24 protein-coding genes are annotated in these 25,185 nt (G+C 64.3%); 17 read left to right on the forward strand and 7 right to left on the reverse strand.

Going from position 1 to position 25,185, the window contains the following annotated elements; all coding sequences use genetic code 11:
* The first annotated feature begins 11 nt into the window (after positions 1-11).
* From HSDC_RS03080 to HSDC_RS03130, 11 genes are all read left to right on the forward strand, one after another.
* Positions 12-770 carry a YebC/PmpR family DNA-binding transcriptional regulator gene (locus tag HSDC_RS03080; protein WP_064698431.1) on the forward strand — a complete coding sequence of 253 codons (759 nt, stop codon included), beginning with the start codon at positions 12-14 and terminating at the stop codon, positions 768-770.
* 18 nt (positions 771-788) lie between these two features.
* Entirely contained in the window at positions 789-1,331 is a 543-nt protein-coding gene (ruvC, locus tag HSDC_RS03085; RefSeq protein ID WP_064698432.1) for a crossover junction endodeoxyribonuclease RuvC, read from the forward strand.
* Positions 1,332-1,464: 133 nt separating this feature from the next.
* A complete protein-coding gene (gene ruvA, locus HSDC_RS03090; protein WP_064698433.1) occupies positions 1,465-2,076 on the forward strand; it encodes a Holliday junction branch migration protein RuvA in 612 nt (203 codons plus the stop codon).
* A 128-nt stretch (positions 2,077-2,204) separates the two neighbouring features.
* Positions 2,205-3,227 (forward strand): Holliday junction branch migration DNA helicase RuvB, encoded by a 1,023-nt coding sequence (ruvB, locus tag HSDC_RS03095; RefSeq protein ID WP_064698434.1) that lies wholly within the window; start codon positions 2,205-2,207, stop codon positions 3,225-3,227.
* 25 nt (positions 3,228-3,252) lie between these two features.
* A complete protein-coding gene (gene tolQ / locus HSDC_RS03100) occupies positions 3,253-3,942 on the forward strand; it encodes a protein TolQ (protein ID WP_064698648.1) in 690 nt (229 codons plus the stop codon).
* 12 nt (positions 3,943-3,954) lie between these two features.
* On the forward strand, positions 3,955-4,395 hold the full coding sequence (tolR, locus tag HSDC_RS03105) for a protein TolR (RefSeq protein WP_064698435.1): 441 nt from the start codon (positions 3,955-3,957) through the stop codon (positions 4,393-4,395).
* 9 nt (positions 4,396-4,404) lie between these two features.
* Positions 4,405-5,301 carry a cell envelope integrity protein TolA gene (tolA, locus tag HSDC_RS03110; protein WP_064698436.1) on the forward strand — a complete coding sequence of 299 codons (897 nt, stop codon included), beginning with the start codon at positions 4,405-4,407 and terminating at the stop codon, positions 5,299-5,301.
* Positions 5,301-6,590 carry a Tol-Pal system beta propeller repeat protein TolB gene (tolB, locus tag HSDC_RS03115; RefSeq protein WP_064698437.1) on the forward strand — a complete coding sequence of 430 codons (1,290 nt, stop codon included), beginning with the start codon at positions 5,301-5,303 and terminating at the stop codon, positions 6,588-6,590. Before tolA ends, tolB begins: the two co-directional genes overlap by 1 nt.
* 28 nt (positions 6,591-6,618) lie before the next feature.
* A complete protein-coding gene (gene pal, locus HSDC_RS03120; protein ID WP_064698438.1) occupies positions 6,619-7,152 on the forward strand; it encodes a peptidoglycan-associated lipoprotein Pal in 534 nt (177 codons plus the stop codon).
* Positions 7,153-7,235: 83 nt separating this feature from the next.
* Entirely contained in the window at positions 7,236-8,033 is a 798-nt protein-coding gene (gene ybgF / locus HSDC_RS03125) for a tol-pal system protein YbgF (protein ID WP_064698439.1), read from the forward strand.
* Between the two features lie 20 nt (positions 8,034-8,053).
* Positions 8,054-8,815 carry a YciK family oxidoreductase gene (locus tag HSDC_RS03130; RefSeq protein ID WP_064698649.1) on the forward strand — a complete coding sequence of 254 codons (762 nt, stop codon included), beginning with the start codon at positions 8,054-8,056 and terminating at the stop codon, positions 8,813-8,815.
* A 57-nt stretch (positions 8,816-8,872) separates the two neighbouring features.
* Here the strand turns inward: HSDC_RS03130 and HSDC_RS03135 are convergent, their stop codons facing one another.
* Both HSDC_RS03135 and ubiG read right to left on the reverse strand, forming a co-directional pair.
* Positions 8,873-9,553, reverse strand: a complete 681-nt coding sequence (locus tag HSDC_RS03135; RefSeq protein ID WP_064698440.1) for an HAD-IA family hydrolase — start codon at positions 9,551-9,553, stop codon at positions 8,873-8,875.
* Positions 9,553-10,278 (reverse strand): bifunctional 2-polyprenyl-6-hydroxyphenol methylase/3-demethylubiquinol 3-O-methyltransferase UbiG, encoded by a 726-nt coding sequence (ubiG, locus tag HSDC_RS03140; RefSeq protein WP_170862750.1) that lies wholly within the window; start codon positions 10,276-10,278, stop codon positions 9,553-9,555. The genes HSDC_RS03135 and ubiG overlap by 1 nt, the downstream gene beginning before the upstream one ends.
* Positions 10,279-10,424: 146 nt before the next feature.
* Here ubiG and galU point away from each other — a divergent pair, with 146 nt between their 5' ends.
* Positions 10,425-11,318: a UTP--glucose-1-phosphate uridylyltransferase GalU gene (gene galU / locus HSDC_RS03145; RefSeq protein WP_064698442.1), complete on the forward strand. Its 894-nt coding sequence runs from the start codon at positions 10,425-10,427 to the stop codon at positions 11,316-11,318.
* A gap of 3 nt (positions 11,319-11,321) precedes the next feature.
* Positions 11,322-12,620: a UDP binding domain-containing protein gene (locus HSDC_RS03150; protein ID WP_064698443.1), complete on the forward strand. Its 1,299-nt coding sequence runs from the start codon at positions 11,322-11,324 to the stop codon at positions 12,618-12,620.
* Positions 12,621-12,793: 173 nt separating this feature from the next.
* Here HSDC_RS03150 and HSDC_RS03155 read toward each other — a convergent pair whose 3' ends face one another.
* The gene (locus HSDC_RS03155; protein ID WP_064698444.1) at positions 12,794-13,375 is read right to left on the reverse strand and encodes a superoxide dismutase; all 582 of its coding nucleotides are present in this window, start codon (positions 13,373-13,375) and stop codon (positions 12,794-12,796) included.
* Between the two features lie 274 nt (positions 13,376-13,649).
* On the opposite strand from HSDC_RS03155, the gene HSDC_RS03160 reads away from it, so the two are divergent.
* Genes HSDC_RS03160 through msrA form a run of 4 tightly spaced genes read left to right on the forward strand, consistent with a single transcriptional unit; the run spans position 13,650 to position 21,033 of the window.
* Positions 13,650-14,459: a coiled-coil domain-containing protein gene (locus HSDC_RS03160; protein WP_064698445.1), complete on the forward strand. Its 810-nt coding sequence runs from the start codon at positions 13,650-13,652 to the stop codon at positions 14,457-14,459.
* 45 nt (positions 14,460-14,504) lie between these two features.
* A complete protein-coding gene (tamA, locus tag HSDC_RS03165; RefSeq protein ID WP_302846708.1) occupies positions 14,505-16,349 on the forward strand; it encodes an autotransporter assembly complex protein TamA in 1,845 nt (614 codons plus the stop codon).
* An 11-nt stretch (positions 16,350-16,360) separates the two neighbouring features.
* Complete coding sequence (gene tamB, locus HSDC_RS03170) at positions 16,361-20,377, forward strand: autotransporter assembly complex protein TamB (RefSeq protein ID WP_064698447.1); 4,017 nt, start codon at positions 16,361-16,363, stop codon at positions 20,375-20,377.
* Between the two features lie 41 nt (positions 20,378-20,418).
* Complete coding sequence (gene msrA, locus HSDC_RS03175; RefSeq protein ID WP_064698448.1) at positions 20,419-21,033, forward strand: peptide-methionine (S)-S-oxide reductase MsrA; 615 nt, start codon at positions 20,419-20,421, stop codon at positions 21,031-21,033.
* Here msrA and HSDC_RS03180 read toward each other — a convergent pair.
* The 4 genes from HSDC_RS03180 to HSDC_RS03195 all read right to left on the reverse strand — a co-directional run bounded on the left by HSDC_RS03180 (position 21,014) and on the right by HSDC_RS03195 (position 25,185).
* Complete coding sequence (locus HSDC_RS03180) at positions 21,014-22,039, reverse strand: hydrolase (RefSeq protein ID WP_064698449.1); 1,026 nt, start codon at positions 22,037-22,039, stop codon at positions 21,014-21,016. The two genes, msrA and HSDC_RS03180, sit on opposite strands and share 20 nt — an antisense overlap.
* Positions 22,036-22,965 (reverse strand): LysR family transcriptional regulator, encoded by a 930-nt coding sequence (locus HSDC_RS03185; RefSeq protein WP_064698450.1) that lies wholly within the window; start codon positions 22,963-22,965, stop codon positions 22,036-22,038. Before HSDC_RS03185 ends, HSDC_RS03180 begins: the two co-directional genes overlap by 4 nt.
* Before the next feature lie 154 nt (positions 22,966-23,119).
* A complete protein-coding gene (locus HSDC_RS03190) occupies positions 23,120-24,166 on the reverse strand; it encodes an ABC transporter ATP-binding protein (protein WP_064698451.1) in 1,047 nt (348 codons plus the stop codon).
* On the reverse strand, positions 24,163-25,185 hold the full coding sequence (locus tag HSDC_RS03195) for an ABC transporter ATP-binding protein (protein ID WP_064698452.1): 1,023 nt from the start codon (positions 25,183-25,185) through the stop codon (positions 24,163-24,165). Before HSDC_RS03195 ends, HSDC_RS03190 begins: the two co-directional genes overlap by 4 nt.

The following is a 25,185-nucleotide window of genomic DNA, read 5'->3' on the forward strand; positions in this document are numbered from 1 at the left end:
GAGGGAATGGCATGGCAGGTCACAGCAAGTGGGCCAACATCAAGCACCGCAAGGCCGCCCAGGATGCCAAGCGGGGCAAGATCTTCACCAAGCTGATTCGCGAACTGACCGTGGCAGCACGCCACGGCGGCGCAGAGCCGGCCGACAACCCTCGACTGCGTGCGGCCATCGACAAGGCCCTGGCCAACAACATGACCAAGGACACCATCCAGCGGGCGGTGGACCGGGGGGCCGGGAACACCGATGGAGACGACATGGAAGAGGTCGTCTACGAAGGCTATGGTCCCGAAGGAGTGGCCATGATGGTCGAGGCCATGACCGACAACCGTAACCGTACCGTCTCCGAGGTACGACACGCCTTCAACAAGCATGGTGGCAATCTCGGCACGACCGGTTCGGTGGCCTTCATGTTCCATCGCCAGGGGCGCTTGACGTTGCCGGAAGGCACGAGCGAGGAAGCCGCCATGGAGGCGACGCTGGAGGCCGAGCCCGAGGAGATCGAGACGCTCGAGGATGGTCGCCTGGAAGTCGTGACCACGCCGGACAGTTTCGGAGCGGTCAAGGATGCCCTGGTCGAAGCCGGCCTCGAACCGACGGCCAGCGACGTCGGCCTGTATCCGGACAACTACGCCAGGATCGAGGATGTCGAACTGGGGCGGCGCATCATCACGCTGGTGGATCGCCTCGAGGACCTGGATGACGTGCAGAATGTTTACACCAATGCGGATTTCGCCGATGACATCATGGAGGCGCTGCACGACGATGCCTGACACCGAAGGAAGCGGGCGATGCTGATCCTGGGGATCGATCCGGGGTCGCGGATCACGGGATATGGCGTGCTGGACGTCACCACGGCCACGCCGCGCTATGTCGCCAGTGGCTGTATCCGTACCCGTGGCGACGACCTGGCCCAGCGCCTGGCCCAGGTCTATGCCGGCATAAGCGAGCTGATCGGCGTGCATGGACCCGGCGAGTTCGCCATCGAGCAGGTGTTCATGGCCAAGAATGCCGATTCTGCCCTGAAGCTCGGGCAGGCCCGAGGAACGGCCATCGTCTGTGCCGCCAACCATGGCTTGCCGGTCAGCGAATATGGACCGCGCCAGATCAAGCAGGCGGTGACCGGCAGCGGCGGGGCGGACAAGCTTCAGGTCCAGCACATGGTGACGGCCGTGCTGGGCCTGGACGGTTCTCCCCAGGCCGATGCGGCGGATGCCCTGGCGATTGCCCTGACGCATGCCCATGCGCGGTCGGGGCTGATCAACCGAGGCAGTTACGGAGGAGGACGTCGACGGGGAAAGGGAACATCCTGGCGGGATTTTCGACCTTCCTGATGTCGCGCATCGGCGACGTCCGAGGTGATGTCGAACGCCGTTCAAGCGGGCTGGCAAGCGGCCTGGGGGACCAGTATAGTGGTCGCGGCGCGTATCGCCGCGACGGATTCATGACCAAGGATTGTGACACGCCATGATCGGACGCCTGCGAGGCACTCTGCTGGAAAAACAGCCGCCCTGGTTGGTGGTGGACGTGGCCGGGGTCGGCTACGAGCTTGAAGCCTCGATGACCACGTTGCTGGCATTGCCAGGCTGCAACGAGGAGGTGTCGCTGTACACTCATCTCAGCATTCGCGACGATGCTCACCTGCTGTATGGTTTCGCCCGGGAGCAGGAGCGCTCCCTGTTCCGCGCCCTGATCAAGGTCAACGGCATCGGCCCCAAGCTGGCTCTGGCGATCCTATCGGGCATGGACGAGGATGCCTTCATCCGCTGCGTGATGGATGACGACATCAAGGCCTTGACTCGCTTGCCGGGCGTCGGCAAGAAAACCGCCGAACGTCTGGTCATCGAAATGCGTGACCGTTTCCCGCATTGGCAGGACAGCATCGACGTTTCCACCGACGACATCGGTCGGGGAGCGGCGCCCCCGCCGCCGAAGGATCCGCTGGCCGATGCCGAGGCCGCCCTGGTCAGCCTGGGCTACAAGCCGTCGGAAGCTACCCGCATGCTGTCCGGCCTCGAGGAAGAGGGCAGCACGGAAGCCATGATCAAGGCGGCGCTCGCGCGCCGGATGGCGGGCTGAGACATGATTCCGAGCATTGACCGTGGCCAAGCCGGAGCAGAACGGCATCCGTTGCCGGAGGCCGATGCGCCGTGCCGTAATCGGCATGCGCCGGCATTCGAGCCGCGTTTTCCCGAGGGAGGAGTCGCATGCTGGAAACCGACCGACTGATCGGTGCCGAGACCCGGGAAGGCGAAGGGCGGCTCGATCATGCCATCCGTCCCCGACACCTGAGCGACTACATCGGTCAGACGCGGGTGCGCGAACAGCTCGACATCTTCATCAGTGCCGCTCGCGGACGGGGCGAAAGCCTGGATCATACCCTGGTGTTCGGGCCGCCCGGCCTGGGCAAGACGACGCTCGCCAACATCATCGCCACCGAGATGGACGTGGGCCTCAAGGCTACCTCGGGGCCTGTCCTGGAGAAAGCCGGCGACCTGGCGGCGATGCTCACCAACCTGCAGCCTGGCGATGTGCTCTTCATCGACGAGATTCACCGGCTTTCCGCCGTGGTGGAGGAAGTTCTGTATCCGGCCATGGAGGATTTCCAGCTGGATATCGTCATCGGCGAGGGGCCGGCGGCTCGTTCGATCAAGCTCGACCTGCCGCCCTTCACCCTGGTCGGGGCCACTACCCGGGCGGGACTACTGACCTCACCGCTGCGCGATCGCTTCGGGATCGTCCAGCGTCTGGAGTTCTATTCCGTCGAGGAACTCACCGAGATCGTGACTCGCTCGGCGAAGCTGCTCGGCGTGCAAAGCGATGCTGACGGCGCCATGGAAGTGGCGCGACGTTCCCGGGGCACGCCGCGAATCGCCAATCGCCTGTTGCGTCGGGTACGCGACTTCGCCGAGGTCCGGGGTGGTGGTCAGATCGATGCCAGGATCGCCGATCAGGCATTGAACATGCTGCATGTGGACCATCATGGCCTGGACCACATGGACCGTCGCCTGCTGCTGGCGATGATCGAGAAGTTCGATGGAGGCCCTGTTGGTGTCGACTCCCTGGCCGCGGCCATCGGCGAGGAACGCGACACCATCGAAGACGTCATTGAACCTTACCTGATTCAACAGGGACTGATGATGCGTACCGCGCGTGGACGTGTGGTGACCCGGCAGGCCTGGCAGCACTTCGGCCTGGCTCCGGACGACCAGGCGCCACGCCAAGACTGATCAGCCAAGACCGACGAGGATGCCCGTGAACGACGCCATGTCCATTCCCCACCTGATCATGAACGCCAGCGGCGTGGTCCAGGCCGTGATGCTGTTGCTGCTGATCGGCTCGCTGCTGTCCTGGGTGGTGATCTTTCAGCGTAGCTTCGTGATGCGCCGTGCGCGCAAGGCGCATCGTGAATTCGAGGACCGCTTCTGGTCCGGAGTCGATCTCAACGAACTGTATCGAGAAACGCCGGTGGAGCAAGAAACCCTGGGAACCGAACACATCTTCCGGGCCGGTTTTCGCGAGTTCAATCGACTGCTGCCCAAGACCCGGAGCCCCCAGGCGATTCTCGATGGTGTCCAGCGCAGCATGCGCGTGGCCTGGTCGCGAGAAGAGGATCGGCTCAATCTGCACCTGGTCTTTCTGGCCACCGTGGCCTCGTCCAGTCCCTATATCGGCCTGTTCGGCACCGTATGGGGCATCATGGGCTCCTTCCAGTCACTGTCCATGGCCCAGCAGGCTACGCTGACCACGGTCGCGCCCTGGATCGCCGAGGCGTTGATCGCCACCGCCATGGGGCTGTTCGCGGCCATCCCGGCGGTGATCTTCTACAATCGCCTGTCCGCCGAGTCATCTCGTCTGCTGGGCAAGTACGAGGATTTCGCCGAGGAATTCCATTCCATCCTGCACCGCAACCTGCAGGGTCGCGGCGAAACGACCGAAGGCTGAGGGAGAGACGTCATGCACGGACCCTTCAACCGCATGGGTCGGCGCCGGCCGATGAACGAGATCAACGTGGTGCCGTTCATCGATGTCATGCTGGTGCTGCTGGTGATCTTCATGATCACCGCGCCGATGCTGACTCAGGGCGTCGACGTGGATTTGCCCCAGACGGTATCGGAGCCCATCGAGGACACCGAGGACCGCGATCCGATCATCGTCTCGGTGGACCGAGAAGGCCAGTATTTCGTCAGCCTGGGCGGAGACGAGACCCAGGTGAGCCTCGACGAACTCAGCGAAAGGGTGATCGTCCTGATGGAGCGCCACCCGGATACCAGGGTACTGGTACGTGGTGACCGCAATGTGTCCTACGGGCAGGTGGTGACCCTGATGGGTACCCTGCAGACCGCCGGCGTGGCCAATGTCGGGTTAATTTCCGAGCCACCGCCCGGGGAGTCCTGAGGAACCATCATGGCCAGACAGCATCGACGCGTGGGCTATGGCCTGCCGACCCTGCTCGCCATCGCCCTGCACCTGGGCATTCTGGTGGTCAGCGTGATTCGCTTCCCTTCGGCGGAGAGCGAGCCGCCGAGCCAATCCATCGTGCAGGCCACGCTGGTCAGTACCGAAACGACCACCGATCAAGCCCAGCGGGCCACCGAGCCTCAGGCGTCGTCACAGGCTGACGAGACCTCGGAAGATGAGGCTTCCCGCGAGGCCGAGGAAGCGGAAGCGCAACGTCAACGCGAGGCTGAAGAGCAGCGTCAACGCGAAGCCGAACGCCAGCGCCAGGCCGAGCAGGAACGTGCCGAGGCTCTCGAAGCGGCCCAGGCCGCCGCCGAGGAAGCCGAGCGCCGAGCGGAGGAGGCAAGGGCTCAGGCCGAACGTCGGGAACAGCAAGAAGCCGAACGCCAGCGCCAGGCGGAGGAAGAGGCACGTCGGCAGCGTGAGGCCGAAGAGCAGCGTCGACGTGAGGAAGAAGCCGCGCAGCGTGCCGCCGAAGCGGCCCAGAACAGTCTCGATCGTGCCATCGCCGGTGAGGCCGAAGCGGCGGCCAATGCCGAGCAAGCCCAGCAAGCGGCCAACGGCTTCATCAATCTCGTTCGGCAGGCCGTCGAGCAGGCCTGGGTGATTCCACCCAACGTGCCCGACAATGCCAATGCCCTGGTCGCGATTCGTCTGGGGCCATCCGGTGAAGTCTTCTCTGCCAGCATCGCGCGCAGCAGCGGCAACAGCGCGTTTGATCGCGCGGCGATCCAGGCGGTGGAGTCTGCTGCACCATTTTCCGAGTTGCGTGAATTGCCCGCATCGGTCCAGCGGGACTATCGTGAGTTCAATCTCAACTTCCGTCCGGGGGACATTCGCTGATGAGAGCCTTGATGACCACTTGGCTGACGGCACTGCTGCTGTTGTGCGCGCCGCTTGCCCAAGCCGAACTGACCATCGATATTACCCGTGGCAATGAACAGGCCACGCCCATCGCGGTGGTGCCGTTCGCCAATGAAGGCGCCAGCCTGCCCGAAGACCTGGCCCAGATCGTCGCCGATGACCTTGAGCGCAGTGGCTATTTCGATCCCCTCGAGCGTGAGGCGATGTTCGAGCAGCCTTCCAGCAGCGAAGAGGTGCGCTACGGTGACTGGAAGGCCCTGGATACCCGCTACATGGTGGTGGGGCGTGTCTCCCGCGAAGGAGAGGGAGTGCGCGTGCGCTACGAGCTGATGGACGTCAGCGGTGAATCCCGCATGCTGGGCGAGACCGTGACTGCCAATCCCGATCAGCTGCGGGCAGCCGCACACCGCATCAGCGACCAGGTGTTCGAAGCGATCACCGGTATTCGTGGCGCCTTTTCCACGCGCATCGCCTATGTCACCTCCGAGGGTGTCGGCGATGACATGTCGTTCAAGCTGTTCGTTGCCGACGCCGACGGCCACAACAGCCAGCAGGCGCTGAGCTCCGATGAGCCGATCATGTCACCAGCCTGGTCGCCGGACGGCCGCAAGCTGGCCTATGTGTCGTTCGAGGGTGAACGCCCGGCGATCTACGTCCAGGAAGTCAGCAGCGGTCGGCGCGTGAAGTTGACATCCTTCGAGGGGTTGAACAGTGCACCGAGTTGGTCCCCGGACGGCCGCAAGCTGGCCATGGCGCTGTCCCGCGACGGGCAGCCGGAAATCTATACCATCGACATCGGTTCGCGTGACCTGCAGCGGATTACCAACAGCCCTAGCATCGAGACCGAGCCGTCCTGGTCGCCGGATGGCCGTAGCCTGATCTACACCTCGGATCGCAGCGGTGGCCCTCAGATCTATCGTCAGGCGCTAGGTGGCGGAGACCCCGAACGCCTGACCTACACCGGCAACTACAATGCCCGGGCAAGGTTTGCGCCGGACGGTGAGGCGATCTTCCTGATCCACAAGGGCAACAATGGCTATCAGGTCGCCCGGCAAGATCTGGACAGCGGCCGACTGGTCGAACTCAGCGATGCCCGGCAAGCCGAGTCGCCCAGTGTCGCACCGAATGGCACCATGGTAATCTTCGCCACCCAGCAGGGAAGTCGTGGTGTGCTGGGGGCCGTATCCGCGGATGGACGCGCCTCGTTCCGTCTGCCCGCGGCCCAGGGTGATGTGCGCGAACCCGCGTGGTCACCGTTTCTGAACTGATCGATCCAGTAGCGCAAGGAGTCCTACGATGCAACTCAAGCCCTATGCCCGGTCCTTGGCCGTCGCTTTCTCCCTGGCTTTCGTGGCCGGGTGCTCCAGCACCGGTGGCACTCAGGACGGCTCCATGTCCGGTAGTGGTAGCGGTAGTGGTGCCGGCACCAGTGGCACCGGCACCGGCCAGGTCAGCGGTAGCGGCCTGAGCGACGGTTCCGGTCAGATGGCCGACTCCCGCATTCCCGAGGTGCGGACCATCTACTTCGCCTTCGACAGCGATGCTATCCGTCCCGAGTTCCAGTCGGTACTGAATGCGCACGCCCGTTTCCTGCGCAACAACCCCGATGCCAACGTGGTCCTTCAAGGACACACCGACGAACGCGGCACCCGTGAATACAACCTCGCCCTCGGCGAGCGTCGTGCCGGTGCCGTCGAAGAGTTCCTGAGCGTGGAAGGCGTGTCCCCGTCGCAAGTGGAAGTCGTGAGCTATGGCGAGGAACGTCCCGCCGCGCGTGGCAGCAACGAGGAAGCCTACGCCCAGAATCGTCGGGTCGTCTTCGCCTACTGAGCCGACGCCGAAAAGATGCGGTGTGAAGCGCGCAAGCGCTTCCCCGCACGGCCCCGACGACATCCGCGACGAGGGAATACGCGATGAGACAAGGTCTCAAACGACTGTGCACGCTGGGTATCTTCGGACTGCCGTTGGCCGTGAGTTTGCCAGCCGTGGCCCAGCAACCGGTGGTCAGGGATCTGTCCGCCGGTAACAGCAATTTCTACGACCAGGCCGCTACTCGCGAGGAGGCCGGCGGCAGCCTGGTGCTGTTCAACCGGGTGCAACGCAATCAGGAAGAGCTGCGCCGTCTGCGAGGCCAGGTCGAGGAGCTGCGTTATCAACTGGAGCAACTGCGCAAGCAGACCCGTCAGCAATACATGGACATCGAGGATCGTCTGACGAGTGCTGAAGCCGGTGCTTCATCCTCTGCAAGCAGCGAGCCCTCGCCTGATGCATCGAGCGCACGGGATGCAGCGGCCGCCTCCTCATCATCGTCGGGTGCCAGTGCCGGCAATGATGCCGCCGGTCGCGAAGCCTATCAGGCCGCCTTTGCCAAGGTTCAGGACCGGGATTTCGGTGCTGCCAGGCAGGCCTTCGAGGACTTCATCGAGCAGTATCCTGACAGTGATCTGACCGCCAACGCCCATTACTGGCTCGGTGAGCTCCACTCCGCGGAATCCGAGCTGGATGCCGCAGCAGAGGCCTTCCGTCGTGTCATCGAGGACTTTCCCGATAGCAACAAGGTGCCGGATGCTCTCTACAAGCTGGGGCTGCTCAAGGCGCGTCAGGGCGATCCTGAGGGCAGTCGTGAGCTGCTCGACCGGGTGCAGGAAGAGTACCCGGACAGCAGTGCCGCCAGTCTTGCCGACGATTTCCTCAGGCAATCGGGCAACTGACCCCAGCGAGGTGAGCCATGATGCCCTGCAAGATCGATTATGCGCCGGCCGATGATCTGCTCGCCGATCGTGTCATTCTCGTGACCGGCGCCGGTGATGGCATCGGACGAGCGGCTGCCCTGAGCTATGCCCGCCATGGTGCCACCGTGATCCTGCTTGGCCGAACCATTGCCAAGCTGGAGAGCGTCTACGACGAGATCGAGGCAGCGGGAGGGCCGCAGCCAGCGATCTTCCCGCTCAACTTCGAGGGGGCGACGCTCAAGGACTTCCACGACATGGCCGAGACGCTTGATGGTGAGTTCGGTCGTTTGGATGGCATCCTGCACAACGCCGGCCTACTGGGACGCATCACGCCCTTCGAGCAGTACGACCCGGCCCTGTGGGAGCAGGTCATGCAGGTCAACGTCAACGGTCCCTTGTGGATGACCCAGGCGCTGTTGCCCCTGCTGCGTACTTCCCGGGACGCCTCGGTGATTTTCACCTCGTCGAGTGTCGGGCGACGTGGGCGTGCCTACTGGGGAGCCTACTCGGTCTCGAAGTTCGCTACCGAGGGCTTCGTGGAGGTGCTGGCCGAGGAGGTCGAGCATCTTGGCAGCCTGCGCGTCAATAGTCTCAACCCCGGTGCGACCCGCACCGCCATGCGCAAGGCCGCCTACCCGGGCGAAGATCCCATGACCCTGCGGACTCCCGAGGACATCATGCCCACCTACCTGTGGCTGATGGGGCCGGACAGTCGCGGTCACAACGGCGAGAAATTCGACGCCCAACCGCCACGCACCTGACGATGCATCGGGTCGGAGTGGCAGGCGGCGTTCGGCTTGCCACTATTCGGTTTGCCACTATGGGCCGAGGTCGACATGACGCAGCAGATACCCGGTCAACTCCTCGGCGGTATCGACGCATAGATCCGCCGACCAGTCACGGTGATCGTTTTCCACTTCCATGTAGCCGTATCCCACCGCCACGGCGGTCATGCCGGCGGCGTGCGCGGCCTCGATGTCACGCCGATGGTCGCCGACATACCAGCAGCGTTCAGGCTCTACGCCGAGACGACGTGCCGCTTCGTGAAGTGGCGCCGGATCGGGTTTTTTTACCGGTAGATCGTCGGCACACAACAGGACGTCAGGGCGCAGGCCGAGTTCGGCCACCAAGGGAGCAGCGTAGGCCCGGGGCTTGTTGGTGACGATGCCCCAGGGGCGTCCGGCCTGTATCCAGGTGTCGAGCAAGTGCTCCAGGGGTGGAAAAACGTGGCTTTCCATGGCCACGGCCTCGCCATACCGGGCCAGCAGGAAATCCCGTGCGGCTGCGTGATCCGGGTGATCTTTCTCGAAGCCAAGCGCCAGGGTTACCAGGGCACTGCCGCCATTGGACACCTGGGAGCGGATCGCTGGATAGGGCAGAGCCGACATCCCGTGATGGGCTCTCAAGGCGTTGGTGGCCCGAGCCAGGTCCGGGGCGGTATCCACCAGGGTGCCGTCCAGGTCGAAGAGCAGGGCCTCGGGCGTCGGCAGGGACGGCATCACGACGCCTCCCGCCGACAATGCATGAGATAGTTGACCGAGACGTCGTTGGCCGACAGCCGATAGCGACGCGTCAGCGGCTGGTAGGTGAGGCCAGTCTGTTCACGGACCTCGAGTCCGGCCTCCCGGGCCCAGGCGGCAAGTTCAGACGGGCGGATGAATCTGGCGTAATCGTGGGTTCCTCGGGGGAGCATCCGCAACAGGTACTCGGCACCGATCACTGCCAGCGCATAGGCCTTGGGGTGGCGATTGATGGTCGAGAAGACGAGGTGTCCACCCGGCTTGACCAGCTTGGCACAGGCCCGCACGACAGACGCCGGGTCGGGAACGTGTTCGAGCATTTCCAGGCAGGTGACGATATCGAACTCACCTGGGTGCTGTTCGGCCATGGCTTCGACACTGACGCATCGATAGTCGACCTCGACGCCCGATTGTTCGGCGTGGCGGCGAGCCACGGCAAGCGGCGCCTCGCCCAGATCGATGCCAGTCACACTGCCGCCTCGATGCGCCATGGCCTCGGCCAGGATGCCGCCACCGCAACCCACATCGATCACTCGTCGTCCGGCCAGCCCTGCCCGGGCGTCGATGAAATCGAGGCGTAGCGGATTGATGTCGTGCAGCGGCTTGAATTCGCCGGTGGGATCCCACCAGCGATCGGCCAGGGCCTCGAACTTGGCGATCTCCGCCGCGTCGACGTTATCCGTGCGGGACTGGCTTGCCGTCATTGTCCTCTCCATTTGGGTTTTGCCAGCTCGCCCCGGTGGCGAACTCGGTCTCATTCGGTATCATGGCGCATGATACTCGTTCCGGGGAGCGCATTCCCATGGCGCTCCTCGATTTCATTTGCCAGTGACATGACAGGGACCGATTCATGATCCGCAAGGCCGTTCTACCCGTTGCCGGTTTTGGCACCCGCTGCTTGCCCGCCTCCAAGGCGATTCCCAAGGAAATGATCACCATCGTCGACCGCCCGGTGATCCAGTACGTGGTTCAGGAAGCGGTGGACGCGGGCATTCGTGACATCGTGCTGGTCACCCACGGCAGCAAGAGCGCCATCGAGAACCACTTCGACAAGCACTTCGAGCTCGAGGCGAGTCTCGAGGCCAAGGGCAAGTGGGAACTGCTGGAAGAGTTGCGCGCCATCGTGCCCCCCGATGTCAACATCATCAGCGTGCGCCAGTCCGAGCCTCTCGGTCTGGGGCATGCGGTGCTCTGCGCTCGCCCGGTGATCGGCGATGACGACCCCTTTGCCGTGCTGCTGCCGGATGTCCTGGTGGACGATAGTGACTTGAGCGGTGGTAATGACCTGGCCGGCATGGTGGACTCCTTCGAGGAGCGCGGGCGCAGTCAGTTGATGGTCGAGGAAGTGCCTCATGACATGGTGCACAAGTATGGCATCGTGGCCCCCGAAGGAGAGGCACCGGAAGCCGGAGCGGCCTGTTCACTGGCAGGGGTTGTCGAAAAGCCCAGCCGGGACGAGGCGCCCTCCGACCTGGCCGTGATCGGCCGCTATGTCCTGCCGGGACGGATCTTCCCGCTGCTGGCCGAAACACCGCCCGGCGCCGGTGACGAGATCCAGCTCACCGATGCCATCGAGACATTGCGCCGGGAAGAAGGCGTGGATGCCTGGCGGATGCGTGGCCGCACCTACGATTGCGGCCATCAGCTCGGCTACCTGGAAGCCATCCTGGCCTACGGGCGCCGCCATGCCAGTTACGGCGCCGGCTTCCGCGAGCTGCTCACTCGTTACGCTGGCGAGGAGTGACGGATGCGTGTCGTCGTCATCGGCAGTGAATTGGCGGCCGCCACGGCGGCGGCCGCGCTTTCCTGGGTGGGGCATGACGTGGTGTGGCGTCCTCACATCTCGTCGGACTGGGAAACGCTTTCCACCAGTGCCTGGCTGGCCAGCGAGCCCCATCTTCGCTCCCACCTGGAAGAGGGACGACACCAGGGAAAGCTGAGCATTCTCCAGCCCGATGAGCCGATTCCGCCCTCGGCGCCCTGCGACGTGCTGTGGCTAGCCCTGTCACCGGAGCAGCGTAGCGAGGCTGGCGACCTGGTTGCAGGTGCTGTGCCTTGCCTGTCGGAATCGGCGGTGCTGGTCAACAACTCCACCTTTCCCGTTGGCGAAACCGAAGCGCTCGAGGCGCAGCTCGGCGGCAGCGGGCGGCGGAATGCTGTCGCGCTGGCCGATCTGCTCGAGGAGGGGCGTGCCTGGGAAGCCTTCACACGCCCCTCACGCTGGTTGTTCGGTTGCGACGACGACCGTGCCGAGCATCAGGTGCGGGAACTCTTGCGCGCCTTCAATCGTCGGCGCGAGGTCTTCCAGCGCATGCCCCGTCGAGCCGCCGAGTTGAGCAAGCTGGCCATCAACGGGATGCTGGCCACCCGGATCAGTTACATGAACGAGATTGCCGGTCTGGCCGACAGCCTGGGTGTCGATGTGGAACAGGTTCGCCTGGGCATGGGGGCCGATACCCGCATCGGCTACGAGTATCTCTATCCCGGATGTGGCTTTGGTGGCCCCAACTTCTCACGCGACCTGATGCGACTGGCCGACGTGCAATCGGCCAGTGGTCGACATTCGGCACTGCTCGACCAGGTACTCGACATCAACGAGCACAAGAAGGAAACCCTGTTCCGCAAGCTGTGGGCCCACTACCACGGTTGCCTGGAAGGCAGGACCGTGGCCATCTGGGGAGCGGCCTTCAAACCGGGGACGGCGCGTATCGATCACGCCCCGGTGTTGACACTGTTGCGCGCCCTCTGGGCTCAGGGCGTGCATGTTCGCCTGCATGATCCGGCGGCCCTCGAGGCCTTGCGCGACGCGGTCGGCGAACATCCGCTATTGACCTGCATCGAAGGAGATCCTATCGAAGCGACTGAGGGCGCTGATGCCTTGATGCTGGTCACCGAATGGAAAGCGTACTGGAATCCGGACTGGCAGCGCCTGGCCTCCCAGCTTGCCGGTCGTCTGTTGCTGGATGGCCGCAACATCTATGATCCCCGCTATGTGGCTTCCATGGGGCTGCATTATCGGGGAATCGGTCGCCGTGCCGACCCCTGAGTCACGCCGTGCCTGCCACGCGAGGCAGCACCGAGGTGATACGAGGCAATCGCAAGGCCCCGCCAATGGGCGGGGCCTCGAACCAGGCGTCGCCACACCTGAAGGTGCACGTATTCGGCGATGTTCGGGATGCAAGTTCCAGGTGACGAGGTCCTGAACGCCAAGCCAAGGTTCTAGGCAGCGAAGTTCTGGGCCACGAAGTCCCAGTTCATGATCTTCCAGATGTTCTCGAGATACTTGCGGCGCGCATGCCGGTAGTCGATGTAGTAAGCATGTTCCCAGACATCGACGATCAGCAGGGGAGTGTGGTCATGCGCGACAGGGCAGTCGGCATCGTCGCCGTTGATGATCGTCAGGCTGTTGTCGCCGTTTGTGGCCAGCCAGGTCCACCCGGAACCGAAGTTGTCCATGGCCATCGCGTTGAAGGCTTCCTTGAATCCTTCGAAGGAGCCGTAATCGGCGTCGATGGCCTCGGCCAGTGCGCCACTCGGCCTACCACCCCCCTTGGGGGACAGGCAATGCCAGTAGAACGCATGGTTCCAGACCTGTGCGGCCTCGTTGAACAGCCGGCCGGAGGATGACGTGATGATCTCGCCCAGCGACTTGTCGGCATCCTCGGTGCCCTCGACCAGTTGGTTGAGACGCGTCACATAGGCCTGATGGTGCTTGCCGTAGTGATACTCGAGGGTCTCAGCCGAGAGGTAGGGTTCCAGTGCATTCTTCTCGTACGGCAGGACGGGCAACTCGAATGCCATCGTCGGGGGTCTCCTCGTCGTCACGATGATCGGGGGAAGTCGGACGGCCGACGTGTTGCGGGGCAGAGGAGTGCGGTATATCACCGCTCATTGATATTTCCCCGTTCGCTCCGCCGACAAAAAACTTTACACTATTCAGCGTGCTGTGCCTGTCCGGTCGGCGGCATCATATCACCCGCTTTCGGGTGGCCCAATTCCGGCGACCGACAACGGGGGCACCGGGCAATGCCCGTCACAGCCGTACTCGTTCGTCTCACCGCCCAAGGAGATCGTCATGGCAGAGCGCCCGGAAGACAACCGGTTCAGCCGACCGATCGTTCCGGACCCGGATGCCAGCCTGGCCGGCCATCGCACGCATGCTGTCGCCAGGGTTCGCCTGTGGCCTCTGTGGTGCCTGATCCTGTTGTTGATGCTAGTGCTGGCCGGCCTGGCCGTCGGAGGTTGGCAGCTTCATCAGGATGTCCAGCAGCGGCTGACCCGTCTCGGCGGTGAGCTTTCCAATGTTCATGCGCGCTTCGATGCCGAGGAAGGCCGCGGCGAGGCGCTGTCGTCGCTGCAACAGCGGCTGGACACGCTCGAGTCTCGCCAGCAGGCAGCCGACGAGCATATCGACGCACGTCTGGCCCAATGGGAAGAAGACGTCCTGTCTCCGCTCGAGGAGCGCCTGGCCGACCACGAGGACCGCCTGGAGTCTCTGTCGGAGGAAGCCGAGGTTCGCGACAAAACCCTGACAGCGGTCCGGAATTCCCTCGACGCGCTTGAGCGCGCCGGCGAGGAAGGGCGTGGCGGTCTCGGGGATCAGCTCGCCACGCTGGAAGAGGCGCTTGAAGAAGACGAATCGCGCCTCGGCGAGGTATCGGAAGGGATCGACGAGCGCTTCTCGACCCTGAAGGCCGATCTGACAACACTGGATGAGCGGATGTCCGGACTCGAGGACGAGATTGAAGCCCTCACCGGTTCGCGAGAAGATGCGCGTAACCAGGCCTCGACGCTCTCGTCGCGCCTGGAGGAAATGCAGACGGAGCTGCGTGATCTGCGCCAGACGCAACTGGCGTTGAGTGCCCAGCTGGAAGCCCTGCGGTAGTCACGAGACGTCAGCCAGGAAGCCTTCGATATTATGGATAATCGCGTGTTCACACGCCTCGGGGCCGGGGCCTTGTGTCTCGGCGTGGCAGCGCCGACCCTCGCGCTGGACGCCTCGATCGAGGGCGTCGACGACAAGCTGGCCAGTAACATCGAGATCTATCTCGATGACCTGGAGGCGTCTCAATACCACCCGGAGCGCCTGGAAGCCGAGGTGCGTCGCCTGGCTGCCGAGGCACTGCGTCCCTTCGGTTACTACGAGCCCAGCCTGACAGTACGTTTCGACGATCCCGAAGCTCCCTCCCATGTCGAGCTCGAGGTCGACAAGGGCGAGCCGGTGCGTATCGACCGCCTGAACTTCGTGCTGCAAGGTGCCGCGGCCGACGATGCGCCTTTCACCGAGGCCATCGAGGCCTATCCCCAGAAGGAAGGGGAGGTGTTGCGCCACGCGCCCTTTGACGCGTTGCGCAGCCGCCTCTCGAGTCTGGCGCTGCAGCGTGGTTATTTCGATTGGCGTTTCACCCAGCGTCGTCTCGAGGTGCGCCCCTGGGACCACAGTGCACGCTTGTCACTGGGACTGGACAGCGGTCAGCGTTACCGTTTCGGCAACGTCTATTTCCAGGGCGAGCATATCGAACCCGAGCGGCTCCAGAATCTGGTGCCCTTCGAGGAGGGCGCACCCTATCTTGCCGGCGAGGTCGCGCGTTTCAACCAGAATCTGGGCCAGACCGAATGGTTCGGCTCGGTGAGCGTGCGCCCACGTCTCGATCAGGGAACACAGAGCCTGGCGCTGCCGGCTCGGGAGATCGGCTGGTGGCATTCCCTGGATGTCGCAGGCATTCCGGAGGCGTCATCGCCTCCTCCTCGTATCAGCTCACAAGCCCTGGGGGCCGCCGCCAAGCTGCAGGCGCCCGAGACGCCACGGGTGCCGATCGATGTGCTGGTCACCCCGGCCGACCGCCATCAGTTCGAAACCGGCATCGGCTACGCCACCGATGTGGGACCGCGAGCACGCCTCACCTGGGATCAGCCCTGGGTCAATCGCTACGGCCACAGCTGGGACCACGACCTTTATGTTTCCGGTCCCGAGCAGAAATTCAGCGGCACCTATACCATGCCGCTCGAGGATCCTCTGCGCGACAATTATGAACTGCAGTACGGGATTCGCCACAAGGACAACGATGACACCGAGTCTCTCGAAGCCAGCGTCGAATTCGGGCGCCGCTGGAAGTTCGACAACGGCTGGGAACAGTACCTCTACGTGCGCAGTACCTATGAAGACTTCACCCAGGCAGGAGAGTCCAACCAGGTTCTGCTTTTGTATCCCGGCGTGCGCTGGTCACGGACCCGGACACGCAACCCGACCTTCCCGACCTGGGGCGATCGTCAGCAGCTCACCGTCCAGTATTCCAACGAGGCCTGGGGATCGGACGCCGAGTTCCTGAGGGTCAACGGCGATACCCAGTGGATTCGCATGCTCGGTGACGACAATCGCTTCGTCGGCCGCCTCGGGGTTGGCAGTGTGAGTACCGACGATTTCGGTAATGTGCCGCCTTCGCTGCGTTTCTTCACCGGTGGCGACAACAGCGTGCGTGGCTATTCCTACGAAAGCCTTTCCCCGGAAGACGACGAGGGTCGCCTGATCGGCGGCGAGCAACGCTTCGTGGCCAGCATCGAGGCGCAACGCCGGGTGGCCGACAAATGGTGGCTTGCCTCCTTCGTGGACACCGGCGACGCCTTTACCGATTGGTGGCCGGAGGACCTCAAGACGGGCGCAGGACTGGGGGTTCGATGGATCTCGCCGGTAGGGCCGATCCGCTTCGATGTTGCCCACCCCTTCGATGACGAGGATGCCTACCGTATTCACTTTTCCATCGGACCGGAATTCTGAGAGGCCACCACGTGAGAGTACGTCGTCTGACCTGGGCCCTGGCCCGTCTGTTGATCCTGCTGCCGCTCTGGCTCATTGGCCTGCTGTCGCTGGTACTGGGCATTGCGCTTTCTCCCTGGGGCACCGGCCTGCTGATCGATCAGGGCAAGCGCATGGGCTTCTATGACGTTTCCCGTGTCGAAGGCGCCCCGCTGGATACCTTGATACTCGAGGATCTGCGTCTCGATGCCGGGCCGGCCAGCGTGGCCATCCAACGGCTGGAGCTGGCCTGGGCCGAGGACTGTCTGCTCGACGGTCGCCTTTGCCTGGATCGCTTCGATGTACAGGGCGCCCGGATACGACTTGCATCGAGCGATGCACCGCCTCCCGCAGAGGACGAGCAGACAGAGGGCGGGGGACTGCCGGGGCCGATCGAGCTGCCGTTCCCCATCGAGCTGCGCGAATTGGCCTTGCGCGACGTGGAGGTACGCCTTGCCGACGGCACACGACTGCACTGGAAAGAGTTCACGACCGGGGCGGTGGCCGAAGCGAATACCCTGCGACTGCTGCCGACTCGGCTGGAAGGCACCCGTCTCACCCTGCCGCTCTCGGTGGGCCACCAGTTGGCACTCAGCGAAAGCGAGCATGAGGGAGCGATCCTGACGGCGGCCGCCATCGACGCCTCCATCTCGGCACATTCTCCCTTGCCCGCCAGCACCGCCCCCGAGGCTGCCGGCATGGCCAGTCAGTCACTCGACGAGAAGCCTCGCATTGAGCTGCCGGAAATCCATCTGCCGCTGGCCGTCGACGTTCCGGAGCTGAGGGTGGTGGATGCGGCCGTGGAAGGTGCCGTTGCCTATCAGCTCGACGAACTGGCGTTGAGTGTCACGGCACGCGACCAGGAGATCAGCATCGAGCCGTTGTCGGTGGCCAGCCCGGAGGCTGATGCCCGGTTGCAGGCACGCGTGATGCTGAGTGGCAACTACCCGCTGGATGCACAACTGAATGCTGAACTCTATCTGCCCGACCGCATGCCGGCCCTGAAGGGCGAACGCATCGAACTCGGCGTCAGCGGGGACCTCGCGGATCTCCAGGTGGACCTGACGACGACAGGATCGGTGGAGACACGCTTGTCTGCCACGCTCGACGCCCTGGCGCCGACATTACCCTTCACTGCCAGCTTCCAGAGTCCTGCCCTGCAATGGCCACTGCCCGGCGCCGACAACGACACCGGCGAGGCGGCCAGCGCCGACGATGCCCAGAAGGCCGAAGGCCAGGAGACACCACCGGTCCCCTGGCGGGCCGAGAACCTGTCGCTTGAGGCCGAGGGCGACCTGACGGACTATCGCACCCGACTTTCCCTGGTCGCCGAGGGACCGCAACTGCCGCGCACCCGACTCGACCTGAGCGGACACGGCGATCTCGCCCATTTCCTCTGGGAGCCCCTGGCGCTGGCAATGGATGAGGCAAGCGTGACCACCGAGGGGCGTGTCGATTGGGCCGATGGTCTGGCCGTCGAGGCGCGCCTCGCGCTGAACGACGTGAACCCCGAACCCTTCGTCGAGGGGCTGGCGGGCCGGCTTGACGGGGATGCCGAGATTTCCTTCAACCAGGACGCCGACGGCTGGCGACTCGAGGTGCCGGCGCTGAACGTGAATGGCACCCTTGCCGATTATCCGTTGACTCTGGATGCGGCGCTCGCCGGCGACAGCCGCATGAACTGGGACATCCAGACCCTCGAATTCCGCCAGGGCGACAATCGCCTCAGCGCCAGCGGTCAGGTGACGCCCGATCAACTTGGAGTGAACGCCGAGCTGGACATGCCGGCCCTGAAGAGCCTCTACCCGTCGTTGGCCGGCGCCCTGGCGGGCCACATCGAGGCATCGGGCAGCCTGGAGGCACCTCAGCTCGATCTGGACCTCACCGGCAATGGCCTGGCCTTCGCCGAGAATCGCGTGGACGCCCTGAACCTGGCAGGCGAGGTCGCCGGTCTCGAGGACCCGAGCCTCGATCTGGCCCTGAGCGCCGAGGGTGTCGCCGCCGCCGGCCAGGTTCTCGATACCGTCGCGCTGAACCTCGATGGGCACCTGGCGCAACACCGGCTGACGCTGGACGTCGATGGCCCGGCGGAAGGGCAGTTGTCGTCGCTGAACCTGGCCCTGGATGGCGCCATGGATCGCGAACGTCAACGCTACAGCGGTCGCCTGACACCGCTCGAGGCCGAGACCGAATACGGCCGCCTGGCCCTCGACGATGCCCTGGTTTTCGATGCCGATCTCGCCTCGAGCGCGGTGGACGTACAGCCGTTCTGCCTGCGTCGCGACGAAGGCGGTGGTCTGTGTCTCGAAGAGGCGCTGTCGGCATCACCCGAGGCCGGCCGGGCCGTGCTCGCCATCCGCGAGTTGCCCATGGACCTGATCAATGACTCGATGCCGGCCGGCTGGCATGTCGAGGGTGCCACCGAGGGCGGCTTGACGGCCGAATGGTCGCGCGGGGGTGCCGCCTGGCAAGCCGATGCACGACTCGACAGCGACGTCGAGATCGCCGGGCAAGATGCCTACGGCAAGCCCTGGTCAGTGCCCGGCACGGGCCTCGCGCTCGATCTACAGGCCGACCAGTCGCGCGCCGATGTCGACCTGGCATTGACCCTGGGCGACAGCGGGGCGGTGCAGTTGAATCTCGGCATCGACGATCCCATGGGTGTCGGTCGTCTGGATGGCAGGCTCAGCGTCGATGACATGCGCCTGAATCCCTATCGTCCCTTGGTGGCCGACGTGAAGACCCTGGAAGGCAACTTCGGGGGAAATGTCGACATCACCGGCAACCGTGATCAGCCACGACTCGACGGCCGCCTCGAACTCGCCGGCCTGCAGGCTGCCGGGCTGGGATTGCCGCTGACGGTGAAGGATGGGCGTGTGACGGTGAACCTGGCCGGCGACCGGGCCGATCTCGATGGCTTCCTGGCGAGCGAGCAGGGGCGACTGGAGATCGACGGCGATGCGGCCTGGCCTTCTGTCGATGCCTGGCAGGTTGCCCTGGACGTGCAGGGCACGGACGAACCGATACAGGCCTCGTTGCCTGGCTTCGGACAGCTTCGCCTGGCGCCGGACCTGGCGATACGGGCGAATCCCGATCGCCTGCGGGTACGTGGCGATGTCCGTATTCCCTGGGCACGGCTCGAGGTCGGGCAGGTGCCGGCATCAGCCCAGTCGGTGAGCCCGGATGAAGTGATCGTCACCCGGGAGGAAGCCGAGGCGCAGGAAGCGGCCCAGGCGGCCGGGGAATCCACTGCCGAGGCCATGTCCGAGGCCGGCATGGCCATGGACGTGCGCATCACCCTGGCCCTAGGGCCCGACATGCGCCTGTCGGCCTATGGCTTGGAGACCGGCCTGGCCGGCAATCTGGAGGTGCGCCAGGAAGGCGGGCCGGTCCAGATCTTCGGCGACGTCAATCTCGAGGACGGCCGTTTCCGTGCCTTCGCCCAGGACCTGATCATCCGCGAAGGGATTCTCTATTTCAGTGGCCCGCCCGGAGAGCCCTTGCTGGATTTCGAGGCCATTCGCAATCCCGACAGCACCGAAGATGACGTCATCGCCGGCATTCAGGTATCCGGCCCGGCCTCGAGCCCGAGCCTGGAGATCTTCTCCGAACCGGCCATGGATGAATCCCGTGCGCTGTCCTATGTACTGCGTGGCCGTGCACCGGACGCCAGCGGCGGCGCCGATGGAGCGCTGACCTCGGCGCTGATCGGCCTGAGCCTGGGACAGGCCGGCGGTACGGTGGGGGCGCTGGGCGAGGCCTTCGGCATCCAGGATCTGCGCCTGGACTCGGCCGGCAGTGGCGATGACAGCCAGGTGGTGGTGACCGGCAACCTGACCGATCGCCTGAGTGTCGGATACGGTGTGGGCGTCTTCTCGCCCATCGCCGAATTGACCCTGCGCTACAAACTGTGGCGCAACCTCTATCTGGAAGCCGTCTCCGGCGCCTCTCAGGCCGTGGACCTGATCTATACCTTCAGTCTGCCGGGCGATCCGCCCACGCTCGAATGAGCGCCGGCAACGAAGCAACAGGCAACCGACGAGGAAACGACATGAGCGCACAATCCGCAGACGCACCGGTAGGACGCGACACACCGATGGCGATTTCTGCCCTGCATACGGTCAATGGACGTCGCATGACGCCACCTTGGCCTGAAGGCCTGCAGGAGATCGTGTTGGGGCTGGGGTGCTTCTGGGGCGCCGAGCGCCTGTTCTGGCAACTGCCTGGCGTGTTTGTGACGGCCGTGGGGTATGCAGGCGGTGTCACGCCGAACCCGACCTACCAGGAAACCTGTACCGGCCGCACCGGCCATGCCGAGGTGGTCAGGGTGGTCTTCGACCCGACGGAGATCACCCTCGATACCCTGTTACGCCACTTCTGGGAGGCACACGACCCGACCCAGGGAAACCGCCAGGGCAACGACATCGGCCCCCAGTATCGCTCGATCATCCTCACGCTCGACGATGAACAACGCGCGGTGGCCGAGCGTAGCCGCGCTGCCTATGCCGAGGCGCTGGCGGCTCAGGGCAGGGGGGCGGTCACCACCGAGATCGCACCGCTCGAGGTGTTCTACTACGCCGAGGAATATCACCAGCAGTATCTCGACAAGAACCCTGGCGGCTACTGCGGCCTCAAGGGGACCGGCGTCAGTTGCCCGATTGGCTGAAGGCGGGTAGCGAGACGGTAGCACGCTCTGACCATTCATCGAGCTGTCGCTCGACCCGCCGGGCGAGCCAGCTGGTGGGGTGGCCGTTTCGCCACTCCACATAGCCGACATGGCCGCCATGACGAGCGATTTCCAGGCGAATGCCGGGACCGAGTGTCAGGCCGTCATACAGCCCCGGCGGCATGAAAGGGTCGTCTTCGGCGTGCAGGATCAGCGTCGGCAGGTGAATGTCACCGAGCAGGGGCGCGGCGGCGGCGCGCTGGTAATAGTCCGCCGCATCATTGAAGCCATGAAGCGGCGCTGTGATCGCATCATCGTAGGCGCGCAGCGTGGTGCAACGCCCCAGGTCGCCGTGGCTCAGCGCCAGCGGAAGTTCGCGACGGGCCAGGCGCGGGGCTACCTTGGCCTTGAGGGCACCGAGCAGGTGACGCTGATAGAGCCGTGCCGTGCCGCGTTCCAGCGTATCGGCACAGGCCGCCAGGTTCACCGGTGGTGCCACGGCAATGGCACCGGTCAGTCCCAGTGCATTGTCGGCATCCTCGGCGACCAGCTTGAGCAGCATGTTGGCACCCAGCGAAACGCCCAACGCGACCCTGGGCGCCGATGGATAGTGCCGGGCGAGACGTTCCAGTAGCCGGCGGGCATCGGCCGTGTCGCCGCTATGGTAGGCACGAGGCAGGCGGTTGGGCCATTTGCCGCAACCGCGAAAGTGCATCAGCACCGCTCGCCAGCCACGACGCTCGGCGGCCCTCAGCAGATGGCGCGCATAAGGTGAGTCCACGGACCCTTCCAGGCCATGGAACAACACCAGCACGGGGGCTTCGGCGGACAAAGTGGGCGCATCGAGCCAGGTGAGTTCGACGAAATCGCCATCGGGCAACTCAAGGATTTCGTCGACGAGAGACAACGCTGGCCGAGGCAGGATACGCGGCAGCAGGGTCTGCAGGTGTCGATTGGCGAACCCCGGCAGTGGCTGAAAGTCGGCCGGGTGGCGTCCGGCGATCATCGGTGGTCTCCCGGGGTGCCGGGGCCATCGTCGAGTGATTGCCAGATTGCGTCCACGGCCTGATGCGAGTGATGGCGACGCCGATACAGCCGAATCTCCAGCGGCACTTCCCAGCGTTCGCTCCCTGCGGGCACCAGTTTCCCGCCGGCAAGGGCTCGTGTCACGCTACGCTGCGGCAGCCAGCCCAAGCCATACCCGAGCCCGACGAGCTCGCGAATATTGCCGCTCTGGATACTCTCGTTGAGTACGCTGAACGTCGGTACATCGGGCTGTGACTCGAGATGGCGGCTAATGGCCGCATCGATCAGGCCCCGAGGATGATAGGCGATCAAGGGCAGCGAGCGGCGGCCGTTTCCCTCCAGGTCGAAGCGAGGGCGTCCCTCGGGGTCCGGCAGGGAGACAGGGACGAGGCGTTCATGCCCGAGCAGATGATACTCGAACGCCTCGGTCTCCAGCTCCAGCGGACAGTCGCCGACAGGCCAGTAGCACAGTACCAGATCGCATTCATCTCTCCCCAGCGCCCGGAAGTAGTCGTTCGCCAGCCAGGCGGTGGCACGCAGGTAGGGCTTGATCGGCGGTGGGGTCGCCCAACCGTCAAGCCATTCCGGCAGGAAATTGGCCAGCAGGCTCTGGGGTGCCGCCAGGCGAACCATGCCGGCCTGACTCTCGGCGAGATGCCCAAGGCGTTGCCGAGTATTGGCCACGCGGCGCGTCACGTCCTGACACAGCGTCAGGAATTCTTCGCCTTCGGGTGTCAATGACAGGGGCAGTGTCTGCCGGTTAATCAGGGTCGCGCCCATCTCCTCCTCGAGGAGCTTGATGCGCCGCGAAAAGGTCGGCTGGGTGACGTTCTGCTCCTCGGCCGCCCGGGAGAAGTGCCGGGTACGCGCCAGGGCGATGAAATCTTCCAACCAGCGTATTTCCATATCAGCCCTCTTGCCGACGACCGGGTGAGAGGATCGCCCCCAACCAGTCATGGCTTTCACGTTTCAGATAGCGTCACGCCGCACCAGGAGAGCCCGGATCGGCGGGCTCTCGACTGGATTCGAACGCTCGTATTATGCCAGAAACGCCACGGGCTCAGCCGATACGTCCCTCTTCCACGGCATGGCAGGCCACCTGGCCACCATCGTCGGTCTCGATCAACGCAGGCACTTCCTCGCGGCAGCGAGCCTTGGCGTGGGGACAACGACCATGGAAGACGCATCCCGAAGGCAGGTGCACGGGCGTCGGCACCTCGCCCTCCAGACGAATGTGCTGTGGACGGTCGTCCTCGAGTCGTGGAATGGCCGACATCAGGGCCTGGGTATAAGGATGGCGCGGGCGCGCGAAGAGAGTAGCGGTCGGTGCCACCTCACAGACTCTTCCCAGATACATCACCGCCACCCGGGTGCCGAAATGCTCGACGACGGCGAGGTCATGCGTGATGAACAGGTAAGTGAGATTGTGACGCTGCTGAGCTTCCATCAGCAGATTGAGCACCTGGGCCTGGATGGACACATCCAGTGCCGAGATCGGCTCGTCGGCCACGATGAACTCGGGGTCGACCGCCAGGGCACGGGCAATGGCGATGCGCTGGCGTTGGCCGCCCGAGAATTCGTGGCCGTAGCGCGCTCCCCAGTCCGGGTCGATGCCGACCGACTGCATGACCTCGCCGACCTTGTCCTTGACCTGCTGGGCCGTCCAGTCGGGATGATGGAGCCGGATCGGCTCCTCCAGGGTCTGCTGAATCGTCATGCGCGGGTTCAGCGAGGCATACGGATTCTGGAAGATCATCTGCATGCGTCGGCGATAGGGCAGCAACTGCCTGGTGGAAAGGTCATCGATGCGCTGGCCGGCGTAGTGAATTTCACCGGCGGTCGGTGTGATCAAGCCCATCACGGTGCGCGCCACGGTGGATTTGCCGCAGCCTGACTCGCCTACCACACACAATGCCTCGCCGCGCTGGATTTCCAGATCGACGCCGTTGATGGCATGCACGTGCTCCTGGTGACGAACCAGCTTGCCGCCCTTGAATTGCAGCTGTTCGAGAAAGTCGCCGCAGAGAGAGAAACGCTTTTCCAGGCCACGCAACGCCAGCAAGGGTTGCGTCGTTTCCGGAACGGGGGATGTGGCGGTCGAATTCATCGGTCTTGCTCCTCGGCCGGAATGCGTTCGCTTTCGATCATTTCGGCGACCATGTGGCAGGCAGCCTGGCAGTTGCCGGACGTCACGAACTCGGGCACCTGGTCATGGCAGGCTTGGCGACGGCTGCCATCGGCACGCTCGACGAAGGCGCAGCGTGGATGGAAGGCACAGCCGCTCGGCAGGTTGGACAGCGATGGCATGCTGCCGGGGATCTGGTTGAGCCGCGAGCCGGGAGTGGCCATTTGCGGCAGGGCATTGATCAAGCCTTGGGTATAGGGATGCTGTGGATCGTTGATGATCTCGCGGGTCGGGCCCTGTTCGATGACGCGACCGGCGTACATGACCAGCATGCGCTGAGTGACCTGGCTGACCACGCCGAGATCGTGCGTGATCAGAATCAGGCCGACGTTGTGTTTCTCGCACAGTTCCAGCAGCAACGCCATGATCTCCGCTTGAATGGTGACATCCAGTGCTGTGGTCGGCTCGTCGGCAATGATGACGTCAGGATCGAGCAGCAGGGCGATGGCGATGATCACACGCTGCCGCATGCCACCGGAAAGTTCGTGGGGATACTGATCCAGTCGGGCCTCGGGCGAGGGAATCTGGACCTGCTGCAGCTTGTTCAGCGAGATGCTGCGCGCTTCCCGAGTGCTGATCCGGCGGTGCGCCTTGAGGCATTCCACCATCTGTTCACCGATGGTCAGCACCGGATTGAGGGTCATCATCGGGTCCTGGAAGATCATCGACATGCGATGACCACGCACCTTGCGAAGCTTGCGATCGCTCAGCCCGATCAGTTCCTGACCGTCGAAGCAGATGCTGCCGCCGGCGATGTAGCCTGGCTTGGCGATCAGGTTGAGCAGGCTGAAGGCGGCTACCGACTTGCCGGCGCCGGATTCGCCCACAATGCCCAACCGCTCGCCGCGATCCAGGCTGAAACAGACGTCGCGCAGTGCCCGGACATCGCCGCCACGCAGCGCGAAGCGCACGTCGAGGTGGTTAACGTCGAGTAGAGACAT

The sequence above is a fragment of the Halomonas caseinilytica genome, from assembly GCF_001662285.1.
Classification (GTDB): Bacteria; Pseudomonadota; Gammaproteobacteria; order Pseudomonadales; family Halomonadaceae; genus Halomonas; species Halomonas caseinilytica.

Bases quoted from the DNA above. Each gene is read 5' to 3' on its own strand.
- ruvA (WP_064698433.1), top strand. From the start codon at position 1,465: ATGATCGGACGCCTGCGAGGCACTCTGCTGGAAAAACAGCCGCCCTGG.
- ruvC (WP_064698432.1), top strand. From the start codon at position 789: ATGCTGATCCTGGGGATCGATCCGGGGTCGCGGATCACGGGATATGGC.
- HSDC_RS03190 (WP_064698451.1), bottom strand. From the start codon at position 24,166: ATGAATTCGACCGCCACATCCCCCGTTCCGGAAACGACGCAACCCTTG.
- HSDC_RS03150 (WP_064698443.1), top strand. From the start codon at position 11,322: ATGCGTGTCGTCGTCATCGGCAGTGAATTGGCGGCCGCCACGGCGGCG.
- tolA (WP_064698436.1), top strand. From the start codon at position 4,405: ATGGCCAGACAGCATCGACGCGTGGGCTATGGCCTGCCGACCCTGCTC.
- ybgF (WP_064698439.1), top strand. From the start codon at position 7,236: ATGAGACAAGGTCTCAAACGACTGTGCACGCTGGGTATCTTCGGACTG.
- tolR (WP_064698435.1), top strand. From the start codon at position 3,955: ATGCACGGACCCTTCAACCGCATGGGTCGGCGCCGGCCGATGAACGAG.
- ruvB (WP_064698434.1), top strand. From the start codon at position 2,205: ATGCTGGAAACCGACCGACTGATCGGTGCCGAGACCCGGGAAGGCGAA.
- HSDC_RS03160 (WP_064698445.1), top strand. From the start codon at position 13,650: ATGGCAGAGCGCCCGGAAGACAACCGGTTCAGCCGACCGATCGTTCCG.
- msrA (WP_064698448.1), top strand. From the start codon at position 20,419: ATGAGCGCACAATCCGCAGACGCACCGGTAGGACGCGACACACCGATG.
- pal (WP_064698438.1), top strand. From the start codon at position 6,619: ATGCAACTCAAGCCCTATGCCCGGTCCTTGGCCGTCGCTTTCTCCCTG.
- HSDC_RS03195 (WP_064698452.1), bottom strand. From the start codon at position 25,185: ATGTCTCTACTCGACGTTAACCACCTCGACGTGCGCTTCGCGCTGCGT.
- tolB (WP_064698437.1), top strand. From the start codon at position 5,301: ATGAGAGCCTTGATGACCACTTGGCTGACGGCACTGCTGCTGTTGTGC.
- ubiG (WP_170862750.1), bottom strand. From the start codon at position 10,278: ATGACGGCAAGCCAGTCCCGCACGGATAACGTCGACGCGGCGGAGATC.
- galU (WP_064698442.1), top strand. From the start codon at position 10,425: ATGATCCGCAAGGCCGTTCTACCCGTTGCCGGTTTTGGCACCCGCTGC.
- HSDC_RS03155 (WP_064698444.1), bottom strand. From the start codon at position 13,375: ATGGCATTCGAGTTGCCCGTCCTGCCGTACGAGAAGAATGCACTGGAA.
- HSDC_RS03080 (WP_064698431.1), top strand. From the start codon at position 12: ATGGCAGGTCACAGCAAGTGGGCCAACATCAAGCACCGCAAGGCCGCC.
- HSDC_RS03130 (WP_064698649.1), top strand. From the start codon at position 8,054: ATGCCCTGCAAGATCGATTATGCGCCGGCCGATGATCTGCTCGCCGAT.
- HSDC_RS03135 (WP_064698440.1), bottom strand. From the start codon at position 9,553: ATGCCGTCCCTGCCGACGCCCGAGGCCCTGCTCTTCGACCTGGACGGC.
- HSDC_RS03180 (WP_064698449.1), bottom strand. From the start codon at position 22,039: ATGATCGCCGGACGCCACCCGGCCGACTTTCAGCCACTGCCGGGGTTC.
- HSDC_RS03185 (WP_064698450.1), bottom strand. From the start codon at position 22,965: ATGGAAATACGCTGGTTGGAAGATTTCATCGCCCTGGCGCGTACCCGG.